The organism is Thalassobius vesicularis, assembly GCF_004799325.1.
In the GTDB taxonomy this organism is placed as follows: Bacteria; Pseudomonadota; Alphaproteobacteria; order Rhodobacterales; family Rhodobacteraceae; genus Thalassobius; species Thalassobius vesicularis.
Genome location: NZ_SSMD01000001.1, coordinates 503,419 through 516,810, shown reverse-complemented (window position 1 = coordinate 516,810; position 13,392 = coordinate 503,419). Strand labels below are relative to the sequence as shown.

Here is a 13,392-nt window from a genome sequence, read left to right as displayed (position 1 = left end):
ATGCTGGCCCTGCTGAACCGCCTGACCCGTGGCAGCAGCCTGATCGAGCGCGCGATCCGCAGCTCGGCGCTGACCGTGCTGGGATTCGGCGCGTATCAGGGCCTGCGCCTGCTGTCGAACCTGGTGCTGACCCGCATCCTGTTCCCCGAGGCGTTCGGGATGATGGCGCTGGTCACGGTGTTCCTGGTCGGGCTGAGCATGTTCTCGGACATGGGCGTGGGCCCGGCCATCATGCAAAGCAAGCGCGGGGATGAGCCCGAGTTTCTGGACACCGCGTGGTCGCTGCATATCCTCCGGGGTGGCGTGCTGTTCCTGGCCGCCAGTGCGCTGGCCTATCCGCTGTCGCTGATCTACGCCGAGCCCGAGCTGGCCTGGTATCTGCCCGTCTCGGCGGTGACGCTGCTGATCTCGGGGTTCAACCCGACCAAGTTCGAAACCGCCAACCGCCACCTGCGCACCGGGCGCGTGACGCTGGTCGAGATCGGCACGCAGGTTCTGGGCCTGATCGCGGCGGTCACGCTGGCCTACCTGACGCGCTCGGTCTGGGCTTTGGTGATCTCGGGGATCGTCAGCGCCTTGTCGCAACTGGTGCTGATGCACGTCCTGATCCCCGGCCCGCGCAACCGGTTCCGGCTGGAGCCCGCCGCCGCGAAAGAGCTGATGCATTTCGGCAAGTGGATCTTCCTGTCCACCCTGTGCGGGTTCCTGATCATGCAGGGCGACAAGGTGATCTTGGGCAAATACCTGGGGCTAGAGCAGTTCGGCATCTACAACATCGGCTTTTTCCTGGCCTCGTTCCCGCTGATGCTGGGCCAGATGGTGATCCGCCGCGTGGTGATCCCGGTGCACCGCGAAAGCCCGCCGCGCCAGTCGCGCGAAAACTTTTTGCGGCTGCGCAAGATGCGGTTCTACGCCACCACGGTGCTGCTGTGCATGGTGCTGGGCATCGCCGCTCTGGGCGTCTGGCTGGTCGATTTCCTGTATGACGAACGCTATCTGATGGCCGGGCCGGTTGTGGTGACGCTGGCCTGCATGCAGGTCGTGCAGATCATCGTCGTGTCCTACGATCAGGCCGCGCTGGCCGAGGGCGACTCGCAGCGGTTTTTCGTGCTGTCGCTGTCAAAGGCGCTGGCGATGACGCTGGGCCTGCTGATCGGTTTCCAGGTCGCGGGCCTGTTCGGTGCCCTGATCGCCCAAGGCATAAGCATGTTGGTGATTTATCCCGTGGTGGTGTGGCTGGCGCGCGCCCAAGGCGCATGGGATCCGCTGCACGATCTGGTATTCTTTGTGGCGGGTGGCAGCGTGGGTGCGGCCGTGTTCTGGATGCACTGGGCCGATATATCGAAGCTGATTCAGTAGCTTGCGTCGATTCGTGGACAATTCCGCGAAAACTCGGAAATTGGCCAGAAATTCATGCCTTCGCCCTATTCAGACCTTATTTTCTTGGCACATAAGGTCGAAGATTTTTGCGTGAGTGGGTCGAATGACGGACGAACAGCATTCCAGCGCCGATATTGCGATCGTCGGCATGGCTGCGCACCTTCCGGGCGCGCAGACGGTTCAGCAGTACTGGCAGAACCTGCGCGATGGCGTCGAATCCATCCGTCACCTGACTCGGGATGACCTGATCGAGGCAGGCGAGGCCGCGCATCTGATCGACCGCCCCGATTACGTGCCCGCCGCCGCCGTGCTGGACGGGTTCAAGGGCTTTGACGCCGATTTCTGGGGCCTTGGCCCGCAGGACGCCGCGATCATGGACCCGCAGCACCGCCAGTTCCTGGAGGTCGCCTGGGAGGCGCTGGAAAACGCCGGGCATATGCCCGAACATTTCGACGGCCCTATCGGGGTTTTCGCGGGCTGCGGCATGGGCAGCTATTTCTATTTCAACATCTGCTCGAACCCCGACATGGTGCAGAACGTGGGCATGTTCCTGCTGCGCCATACCGGCAACGACAAGGATTTCCTGTCCACCCGGCTGAGCCACATCCTGAACCTCAAAGGGCCGTCGGTGAACGTGCAGACGGCGTGCTCGACCTCGCTGGTGGCGACGCATTACGCCTGCCAGTCGCTGCTGAACGGCGAATGCGACATGGCGCTGGCCGGGGGGGTCACCATCGAGCTGCCCCACGCCCGCGGGTATCTGTACAAAGAGGGCGAGATCTTGTCGCCCGACGGTCATTGCCACGCGTTTGACCATCGCGCGCAGGGGACGGTGTTCGGTTCGGGCGCCGGTGTTGTCGTGCTGCGCCGGCTGGAGGACGCGATCCGCGATGGCGATCACATCTGGTCGGTCATCAAAAGCTCGGCCGTCAACAACGATGGCGCCGACAAGGCCGGGTATCTGGCCCCCAGCGTCGAGGGCCAAGCCGCCGCAATTGCCGACGCGCACGCGCTGGGGAACATCCCGGCCGACACGATTGACTACGTCGAATGCCACGGCACCGGCACCTATCTGGGCGACCCGATCGAGGTTGCCGCCCTGACCAGCGCCTTCCGCGAAACCACGGATGAGGTGGGGTTCTGCCGGATTGGCTCGGTGAAAACTAACATCGGCCACTTGGATACGGCGGCAGGTGTGGCCAGCCTGATCAAGGCCAGCCTAGCGCTGATGCATAAACAAATGCCGCCCTCGCTGAACTATGAGGCCGCGAACCCGGCGATTGATTTCGACGGCTCGCCGTTCCGGGTGAACGACCGGCTGACGGATTGGATCAGCCACAAAGGCCCGCGTCGGGCCGGTGTGAACTCGCTTGGGGTTGGCGGCACCAACGCCCATGTCGTGCTGGAGGAAGCCCCTCAACGCGCCGCCTCGGACGAGGCGGATTTTCCGTTTCAACTACTGACGCTATCCGCGCGCTCGAAAAAGGCGCTGGAGGGGAGCGCCGCCAAACTGGCCGAGCATCTGGAGGCCACCGATCAGCCGCTGGCCGACATCGCCTGGACCCTGAAACACGGTCGCCGTGCGTTTGATCGCCGTATGGTCGTGGTGGCCGACAGTCATGCAGAAGCCGCCCAACTGCTGCGCGACAACGACCCCCGCCGCGTGTTCCAGCATCAGGTCGTGGGCGACGCGCCCGACGTGGTGTTCATGTTCCCCGGCGGCGGTGCGCAATACGCGGGCATGGCGCGGGATTTGTATGAGACAGAGCCGGTTTTCGCTGAATGGATGGATCGCGGCCTGACCCATCTGGACACTCTGACCGACGCCGACATCCGCGCGCTGTGGCTGCCCGAGGAGGCCGACCGGGCAAGGGCCGACGAGGCCCTGCGCCGTCCCAGCCTGCAACTGCCGCTGATCATGATCACCGAATACGCGCTGGCGCAGCTGTGGATGTCCTGGGGTGTCAAACCGGCCGCTCTGGTCGGTCATTCGATGGGCGAAAACACCGCCGCCTGTCTGGCCGGCGTGATGTCGTTCGAGGATTGCATCGGGCTGGTGCATCTGCGCGGCTCTCTGTTCGATACGGTGCCGTCTGGTGGGATGCTGAGCGTCCCGATGGACGCCGCCGAACTGAGCCCGCTGCTGGGCGATGATCTGGATCTGGCGGCGGTCAATGCGCCCGGCCTCAGCGTCGCCTCGGGTCCACAGGCCGCGCTGGATCGGCTGGCCGAGACGCTGGCAAAGATGGACATTCAGGCGCAGCGCATCCCGATCGACATCGCCGCGCATTCCGCGATGCTGGAGCCGATCCTGGGACGCTTTGGCGACTACCTGCGCAGCATCAAACTCAGCGCGCCGAAGATCCCCTTCGTGTCGAACCGTACGGGTGCGTATATCACGCCCCAGCAGGCCACCAGCCCCGATTACTGGGTGCAACACCTGCGCGGCACCGTGCATTTCGCGGATTGCATCACCGCGCTGTCCGAGACGCCCGAGCGTATCTATATCGAGGTCGGCCCCGGCAAGGCGCTGTCCTCGCTGACCGGGCAGCACCCGAATGTGCAGGCCAATCAGGTCATCGGCACCCTGCGCCACCCCGACGACGCGATCTTTGACGACAAGTATTTCATGGCCATGCTGGGCCGCGTCTGGGCCGTGGGTGTGGATTTCGACTGGGCGCAAATCTGGGGCGAGGGGCGGCGAAACCGCGTGCCGCTGCCGACCTATGCCTTCCAGCGCAGCGACTATTTCATCGAACCCGGCAAGGCGCGGGCGGACGAGGGCGAGGAGTTCCTCATGCGCTCGGACAACCCCGAAAGCTGGGGTTATCGGCCGTTCTGGAAGCCGCAATTCGCGGACATTGATCTGGACGTGGAAACCGAGCTGGGCGCGCCGCAAACCTGGCTGGTCTTCAAGGACGACACCGGGCTGGCCGAGCAGGCCGTCACCCGCCTGCGCGACGGCGGGCACCGCGTCGTCACCGTCATTCCCGGTGACGGGTTCGGCAAGCTGTCGGGCGACGATTACGTCCTGTCCCCCGAACGCGGGCGCGAGGATTACGACCACCTGATTCAGGCGCTGGCGGTCGAGGGCGCGTTGCCCGATCGCATCGCGCATTTCTGGCTGGTGACGGATCGGGAAACGTTCCGCCCCGGCTCCAGCTTTTTCCACCGCAATGTGGAACAGGGGTTCTACAGCCTGATGTTCCTGGCGCAGGCGCTGGCCGATGAGGGGCTGGAACAGGCGCACCTGTCCGTCTTTACCTCGGGCGCCGCGCAGGTCCGCCAGGAAGTGCTGCCCTACCCCGAGAAATCCACCGTCATGGGCCCCGCCCGCGTCATCCCGCGGGAATTCCCGGGCCTGACCTGCGCCGTGCTGGACGTGGACACCAAACGCAAGCGTATGGATATCCTGCCGATCCTGGAGGAGATGCTGGCGAACCCCTCGAACTCGGTCGCGGCGCTGCGTGGCGACAAGCGGTTCGCCCAGATCTGGCGCGCCGCCCCGCTGGAGGCGCAGCCGGACATCACCAACGCGCCGGTGCTGATCACCGGCGGCTTCGGCGGCATTGGCTTGACCGTCGCCAAGGCGCTGATCGCGCAACACAAGACGCCGATCGTGCTGCTGTCCCGCTCGGCCCTGCCGGATCGTGCGGAATGGGATGACGTGATCGCCAAGACCGCGCCCCATGCCGCGATTGTCCGCCGCATTCAGGCCGTCCGCGATTTGGAAGCCTCGGGCGCGCAGGTCATGGTCATCGCCGCCGATGTCTCCAACGTCGAAGAGATGAAGGCCGCCAAGGCGCAGGCCGAAGCCGCGCTTGGCCCGATCAAGGGCGTCGTCCACGCCGCCGGCGTCATCAGCGACGCGCCGATCCTGGGCAAATCCCTGTCGGATATCGAGGACGTGTTCACCCCGAAAATCCACGGCACCCAGGTGCTGGACGCGCTGTTCCCCGATGGGGCGCTGGACTGGATGGTGCTGTTCTCCTCGTCGTCCACCGTCACGGCCCCCGCCGGTCAGGTCGATTACGTTGCTGCCAACGAATACCTGAACGCCTTTGCCAAGGCCCGTCAGGGCGGCAAGACCCGCGTGCTGGCCATCGACTGGGGCATCTGGACGGGCGTCGGCATGGCGGCCGAGGCGATGGCCGCCCGCACCGGCCACGACCCCGCGCCGCAACAGCCGATCACCGCAACCCTGCTGGATTGGGCCAGCTTCGACGCCGAGGGTGCACGCACCTTTGGCGCCGATTACACCGTCGCTGACCGCTGGGTTCTGCACGACCACAAGACCCGCGCAGGCGACGCGCTGCTGCCCGGCACCGGTTATCTGGAACTGGCGTACGAGGCGCTGCGCGCCCAAGGTGAACCCGGCGCGTTCGAGATCCGCAACCTGACCTTCCTCCAGCCGCTGCAAGTGGACGGGGCCGGGCGTCAGGTGACGGTGACGCTGCCGCGCTCGGACATCGGGTATGATTTCCGCGTGGAAAGCGCCGCCGCTGGTGCCGCGCCTGATCTGAACGCGCAGGCCGAGCTGTCGCTGCTGCCCCTGACGCAGCCCGCGCCGCTGGACCTGACCGCGATCACCGCCCGTTGCCCGCGTGTGCAGCGCTCGGACACGCACCTGCGTTCGCCGCAAGAGGCGCACCTGAATTTCGGCCCGCGCTGGCACGTCCTGCGCGAGACCGCGCTGGGGCAGGGCGAGGGGATCGCGCGGCTGTCGCTATCCGCGGCATACAAAGACGATTGCGGCCTGCATCCCGGCCTGATGGACCTGGCCACCGGCTGGGCGATGGAACTGATCGAGGGCTACCAGCCGACCCACCTGTGGGTGCCGATGTCCTATGCCCGCGTCCGTGTCCATGCGCCGATTGGGCGCGAGATCGTCAGCCATGTGCGCAACGCCGGGGCCAACGCTGCCGACAGCCAGACCGCCAGCTTTGACGTGACGATCTGCAAACCAGACGGCACCGTATGTGTCGAGGTGCAGGGCTTTACCATCCGCAGACTGGAACGCGGTGCCGAGTTTGCCCGCGCGCCCGAGCCCAAACCCGCGCAATCCGCGCATCGCCCGCTGTCGCCGGCCGAACTGCGCCTGCAACACAACCTCTCGCAGGGCATCCGGCCAGAGGAAGGCGCGCAGGCGTTCATGGCCGCGCTCGCCTCGGGTCTGCCGCAGGTGGTCATCAGCTCGATGGACCTGCACGGGCTGATCGCGCAAACCGCCGTGACCGAGGCCGCGCCCTCGACCGAGCAGAAATTCGACCGCCCCGAGCTGGACAGCGATTACGTCGCGCCCGAGCCGGGGCTGGAAGCGCAGCTAGCCGAGATCTGGGAGGACCTGCTGGGGGTCGGACAGATCGGGGCCGAGGACAGCTTCTTTGACCTCGGTGGTCACTCGCTGGTCGCGGTGCGCCTGTTCGCCAAGGTGAAAAAGGCGTTCGGCGTCGATTTCCCGATTTCCGTCCTGTTCGAGGCCCCGACGATCCGCAAATGTGCCGCCCTGATCGCGGATGCAGGTGGCATCGCCGCAGGCGTCCAGCCCGAGGACGCGCCCAAAGCCGCGAAACCGCAGCGCCGCTTTACCCATATCGTGCCGATGCACGCGGGCGAGGGCGGTCCGAACACGCCGTTCTTCCTGGTCGCGGGCATGTTCGGCAACGTGCTGAATCTGCGCCATCTGGCGCACCTTCTGGGCCACGACCGCCCCTTCTACGGCCTGCAAGCGCGCGGTCTGTATGGCGAGGACGCGCCGCATGACGACCTGACCCAGGCCGCCGCCGATTACATCGCCGAGATGCGCCAAGTGCAGCCGCACGGGCCCTACATGGTCGGCGGCTTCTCGGGTGGCGGCATCACCGCCTACGAGATCGCGCAGCAACTGCGCGCGGCGGGCGAGGAGGTGTCTTTGCTGGTCATGCTCGACACGCCGCTGCCGGTGCGCCGCCCGCTGTCCAAGGCGGACCGGATGGAGATCCAGAAACAGGAACTCAAGGCCGGCGGTCTGGGCTACATCGCCCGCTGGGCCACCAACCGCATCAAGTGGGAGCTGGCCAAGCGCCGCGGTACGCAGGACGCGCCGCAGCCCAGCCATTCGTTCCACAATGCACAGATCGAGGCGGCGTTCCTCGCCGCTGTCGCCAAGTACCAGGTCCGCCCGTGGGACGGCCCGCTGGCCCTGTTCCGCCCGCCGTTGGTCGGCAAGTGGCAGGTCGGGCCGGGGCGCTGGGTGAACTCGGAACGCGCCTATGTGCTGGACGATAACGACTGGACCGGGCACGCCCCGCAGATCGAGGTCTACGAGGTGCCGGGCGACCACGACTCGATGGTGCTGGAGCCGAACGTCCGCGTTCTGGCAGCCCGCATCCGCGACTGCATCACCCGCGCCGAGGCGCAGCCAGACCCCCTCCCGCTGAAGGAGGCCGCAGAATGAGCCAGCCCCGTATCCTGACCGTCGTGCTGAACTGGCGCACGCCTGACATGACCCTGCGCGCGGTGGATTATGCCCTGCGCGCCATGCAGGGCCTTGCCGGAGAAATCATCGTCGTGGACAACGACTCGGGCGACGGGTCGTTCCAGAAGATGGCAGACCATGCGGCAGCGCAGGGTTGGACCAAGGGCAACCGCGTCCGCGTCGTGCAATCGGGCCGCAACGGCGGCTTTGGCGCGGGCAATAACGTCGGCATCCGCGCGGGCCTGAGCGACGGCAGCAAGCCCGAATTCGTCTACGTGCTGAACTCCGACGCCTTCCCCGCGCCCGACGCGATCCAGCTGTTGCTGCGGCCCCTGCTGGCCGACCCGACGCTGTGGTGCGCCGGCAGCTACATCCACGGCCCCGAGGGCGAGCCGCACGAGACGCTGTTCCGCTTCCCCTCGATCGCGTCCGAGTTCGAAAGCGCGATCCGCTTTGGCCCGGTGACGCGTCTGCTGCGCGACCGTACCATCGCCTGCCCGCTGCCCGATCAGGACACCCGGGCCGACTGGATTTCCGGGGCCAGCATCCTGATGCGCCAATCGGTGCTGGACCAGATGGGCACGTTCGACGAGACGTTCTTCCTCTATTTCGAGGAAACCGACCTGTTCCTGCGCGCCCACCGCGCCGGGCATCAGTCGCTTTATGTCCGGGATAGCCACGTGATGCATATCGGCTCGGTCTCGACGGGGATGAAGGAATGGGCGCGCGTGCCGGATTACTGGTACGACTCGCGCCTGCATTATTTCGTGAAAAACCATGGCGTCGCCTATGCGGCCGCCGCGACCTGCGCCCATCTGCTGGGGGGCGGCTTGAACTGGCTGCGCCGCACGCTAGAGCGTAAACCAACCGGCACGCCGCCGCATTTCCTGCGGACGCTGCTGCGCCATGATCTGAAATTCGCCCTGCGTGCCCTGGGTGGGGCGCGCGAAACCAGCCCCAGACGTGCGGTTCCGGCTGACCGCTCGAACGTCTGACGGCTTACCGGAGTTGTGACTATGTCCAAGTTTTCCACGCTGTTGATCGGGAATGAATCGCTTGCCATCCAATGTGGCGAGGTGCTGCTGAGCAAGGGGCACCAGATTGCCACCGTCGTGACCCGCAACCCCGCCGTCGCCGGATGGGCGGCAGGCAAGGGGCTGCCCGTGGCCGCGCTGGCGGATGTCCCCGAGGCGCTGACCTATGACTGGCTGCTGTCCGTCGCGAACCTGGACATCATCCCGCAGCCGCTGCTGGATCGAGCGGCCAAGGGGGCGGTGAACTTCCACGACGGCCCGCTGCCGCGCTATGCCGGCCTGAATGCCCCGGTCTGGGCGCAGCTGAACGGCGAGGCACAGCACGGCATCACCTGGCACCTGATCGAAGGCGGGATCGACGAGGGCGACATCCTCTCGCAGGCCACGTTCGTCATCCACCCCGACGACACCGCGCTGACCCTGAACACTCGCTGCTACGAGGCCGCGATCGATACTTTCCCCGGCCTTGTCGACCAGCTGGAACACGGGCTGCGCCGCCAGAAACAGGACCTGTCGCAGCGCAGCTATTTCGCGCTGAAGGACCGGCCCGCCGCTGCCGCCGTGCTGGATTTTGCCCGCCCCACGGCGGACCTGACCCGCACCGTCAAGGCGCTGGACCACGACACATTCCGCAACCCGCTGTTCCTGCCCAAGGTGCAGCAAGGCGACACCGTGATTGCCGTGCGTCACGCCGAACCGGCTGAGGGCGCAGGTACCCCCGGCACCGTTCTGGAAACCACCAAGGACATGCTGACCGTCGCCACTGCGGACGGCGCGATCTGCCTGACCGGGCTGACCTTCCTGAACCAAAACCGCCTGCCCAAGGCGGGCGAGGTGCTTGATACGCCCGATGCCGCGCTGACCGAGGCGATGAAACCCGCCATCGCGGCTGAACTTGCCTATCGCGCCACGCTGGACAGCTACACCCCTGCGCGTCTGGCCTTCACGCCGACTCGTGACACCGGCGTGCGCGAGTTGGCGCTGACCGCCCATGACGGCCTGTTCCCCGCGATGGCGCTGATCGCCGCGCGGCTGGCCGGAACCGACGCCACCGATGTGGCGCTGGTGCTGGGCGCGGGCACGCCGCATGTCACCGGCTGGGCGCCGATCCGCGTGGATCTGCATGCCGACGCCGCCGAACAATACGCTACCGTATGCAAGCAGATCGCCAAGGCGCAGGACAAGGGCGGCTTTCCGCGCGATGCCCTGATCCGCCGCCCCGATCTGGCAGATATCGCCGCGCCGGATGTGGCGCTCTCGCTGGTCCCTTCCCAGGCCCCCGGCGCGGCGATGACCCTGTTCATGGCCGATGGTCAGGCCAAGCTGATCGCCGACGCCGCCCGTGTCTCGCAGGACGCGCTGGAGCGTATGGCCGCCCGTCTGGCCAAGCTGACCGCGCCCTCCGGCCCGGTCGCCGATCTGGACATCATGCCGGATGCGGAACGCCAACTGGTCCTGACCGACTGGAACGCCACCGCTGCGGACTATGACGCCAACGCCTGCATCCATCAGATGTTCGAACGCCAGGTTGCCAAGACCCCCGACGCCACCGCGCTGGTGTTCGAGGGCGAAACCCTGACCTATGCCGAGCTGAACCTGCGCGCCAACCAGCTGGCCCATGTGCTGAAATCCAAGGGCGTCCAGCCCGGCACGCTGGTGGGGCTGCACACCAAACGCTCGACCCACCTGCTGATCGGCGCGCTGGGTATCCTGAAGGCGGGCGGCGCCTATGTCCCGCTGGACCCGGCCTTTCCGGCGGATCGCATCGCGCTCTATATCGAGGATTCCGCCTGCCCCGTCATCGTCGCCCAACAGGCGCTGATCGCGGACCTGCCCGCAGGCAATGCCCAGGTCGTCAGCATCGACACCGACCCCGCGATCCTGTCCGCGCCGACCGACAATCTGGATAGCGGTGTTCAGGGCGCGGACCTGGCCTATATGATCTACACCTCGGGTTCGACCGGGCGGCCCAAGGGCGTGATGGTGGAACACCGCAACGTGTCCAACTTCTTCACCGGCATGGACGACCGTATCGCGCATGACGGCGGCACCTGGCTGGCCGTAACCAGCCTGTCCTTCGACATCTCGGTGCTGGAGCTGTTCTATACCCTCGCCCGTGGCTTCAAGCTGGTGGTCAGCGGGGATGAAAGCCGCGCGCTGGTGTCGTCCGGCGCGATGAATGTCACCGGCAAGGAGATGGAGTTCAGCCTGTATTACTGGGGCAATGACGATGGCGTCGGTCGCGACAAGTACGAGATGCTGTTCGAGGGCGCGAAATTCGCCGACAACAACGGCTTCGTCGCCGTCTGGACGCCCGAGCGCCACTTCCACGCCTTCGGTGGCCCCTATCCGAACCCGTCCGTCACCGGTGCTGCCGTTGCTGCGCTGACGAAAAACCTGGCCGTCCGTGCCGGTAGCTGCGTCGCCCCCCTGCACCACCCCGCAAGGATCGCCGAGGAATGGGCCGTCATCGACAACCTGACCAACGGGCGCACCGGGCTTGGCATCGCCTCGGGCTGGCAGCCGCATGACTTCGTGCTGCGCCCCGAAAACAGCCCGCCCAACAACAAACAGGCCATGCTGGACAGCATCGAAACCCTGCGCAAGCTGTGGAAGGGCGAAGAGGTGCAGTTCCCGATGGCCGACGGCTCGATGCATGGCGTGGTCACGCAGCCGCGCCCCGTCTCGAAAAAGCTGGAGGTCTGGGTCACCACCGCGGGCAACCCCGACACCTGGCGCGAGGCCGGCAAGATCGGTGCCAACGTGCTGACCCACCTGCTGGGCCAGTCGATTGACGAGGTCGGCGGCAAGATCCGCCTGTATCACGACGCGCTGCGCGAAGCGGGTCATGACCCGGCCGATTTCACCGTCACGCTGATGCTGCACACCTTCGTCGCCGAAGACCGTGAAAAAGCCCGCGACATCGCCCGTGGCCCGATGAAGGCGTACCTTGCCTCGGCCGCCGCGCTGATCAAGCAATTCGCCTGGGTCTTCCCGGCGTTCAAACGGCCCGAGGGGGTCTCGAACCCGTTCGAGCTGGACCTCGGCACCCTGTCCGACGAGGAACTGGACGCCATCCTGGAATTCGCCTTCCTGCGCTATTTCGAGGATTCCGGCCTGTTCGGCACCGTGGATGACTGCCTGACCCGCGTGGAACAGCTGAAACGCATCGGCGTGGACGAAATCGCCTGCCTGATCGACTATGGCATCGAGAAACAGACCGTGCTGAACGGGCTGCAACATCTGGCCAAGGTGCGCGAGCTGTCCAACATGGCCGAGGACCTGCCCGCCGACGACTTCTCGATCGCGGCGCAGATCGTCCGCCACAACGTCACCCACCTGCAATGCACCCCGTCGATGGCCCGCATGATCGCCATGAACGACGAGGCGCGCTTTGCCCTTGGCCGCGTCAAGCACCTGATGATCGGGGGCGAGGCGTTGCCCGGTGCGCTGGTCAGCGACCTGCGCGAAACCACCCGCGCGACGATTGAAAACATGTATGGCCCCACCGAAACCACCATCTGGTCCACGACCCAGACGGCAGGCATGGGCGAAAACATCGTGAACGTCGGCACCCCCATCGCCAATACGCAGGTGTATGTTCTGGACCACGCGATGCAGCCCGTGCCCATCGGTGCGGCGGGCGAGCTTTACATCGGCGGCGCAGGCGTCACCCGCGGCTACTGGCAGCGCCCCGACCTGACCGAGGAACGCTTTGTCGCGGACCCGTTCATCGCGGGCAACCGCATGTACCGCACCGGCGATCTGGTCCGTTGGCGCGATGACGGGCGTTTGGACTTCATCGGCCGCGCCGATCACCAGGTCAAAATCCGCGGCTACCGGATTGAACTCGGCGAGATCGAGGCGTTGATGGATGCCGACCCGGCGATCCGTCAGGCCGTCGTCATCCCGCGCGAGGATACGCCGGGTGCCCTGCGTCTGGTCGGCTACTACACCGCCGCGGGCGACGTGTGTCAGATCAAGCTGCGCGAGCGTCTCTCTGCCGCGCTGCCCGACTACATGGTGCCGCAAGCCTTTGTGCGGATGGATGCCTTCCCGCTGACCCCGAACAAAAAGGTCGACCGCAAGGCCCTGCCCGCGCCGACCGAAGGGGGCAGCCAGCAGCAGGCCGCCTATGTCGCACCCGAAAACACCGTGGAACAGGACATCGCCGCGATCTGGTCGCGCATCCTGGGCGTCAGCAATATCGGCGGCAAGGACAACTTCTTTGCCCTTGGCGGGCATTCCCTGCTGGCCGTTCAGGCGCACCGGGAAATCCGCCAGAAACTGGGGGCCGAGAAGCTGTCGATCACCGACATCTTCCGCTTCCCGGTGCTGTCGGCCCTGTCCGCCAAAGTGATCGAGATGACGGGCGGCCCCAGCGACTCTGGCCCCGCCGCACCCGAGGCGGACAACACCGACCGTTCCGACGCGATGGCCCGCCGGCGCGAGATGCGCGCCCGCCGCATGACACGTGCCGGATGACACCGGACCGGATCATATCCTTGTTCGATTGCCCGG

At 66.2% G+C, this 13,392-nt stretch carries 4 protein-coding genes; all 4 read left to right on the top strand.

Going from position 1 to position 13,392, the window contains the following annotated elements:
* The 4 genes from E7681_RS02545 to E7681_RS02530 all read left to right on the top strand — a co-directional run bounded on the left by E7681_RS02545 (position 1) and on the right by E7681_RS02530 (position 13,356).
* Positions 1-1,359: an oligosaccharide flippase family protein gene (locus E7681_RS02545; RefSeq protein ID WP_136337684.1), complete on the top strand. Its 1,359-nt coding sequence runs from the start codon at positions 1-3 to the stop codon at positions 1,357-1,359.
* Between the two features lie 124 nt (positions 1,360-1,483).
* Positions 1,484-7,816, top strand: coding sequence for a type I polyketide synthase (locus tag E7681_RS02540; protein ID WP_136337683.1), 6,333 nt, complete (start codon positions 1,484-1,486; stop codon positions 7,814-7,816).
* The gene (locus tag E7681_RS02535; RefSeq protein ID WP_136337682.1) at positions 7,813-8,832 is read left to right on the top strand and encodes a glycosyltransferase family 2 protein; all 1,020 of its coding nucleotides are present in this window, start codon (positions 7,813-7,815) and stop codon (positions 8,830-8,832) included. The genes E7681_RS02540 and E7681_RS02535 overlap by 4 nt, the downstream gene beginning before the upstream one ends.
* Positions 8,833-8,853: 21 nt before the next feature.
* Complete coding sequence (locus E7681_RS02530; RefSeq protein ID WP_136337681.1) at positions 8,854-13,356, top strand: MupA/Atu3671 family FMN-dependent luciferase-like monooxygenase; 4,503 nt, start codon at positions 8,854-8,856, stop codon at positions 13,354-13,356.
* Positions 13,357-13,392: the final 36 nt, after the last annotated feature.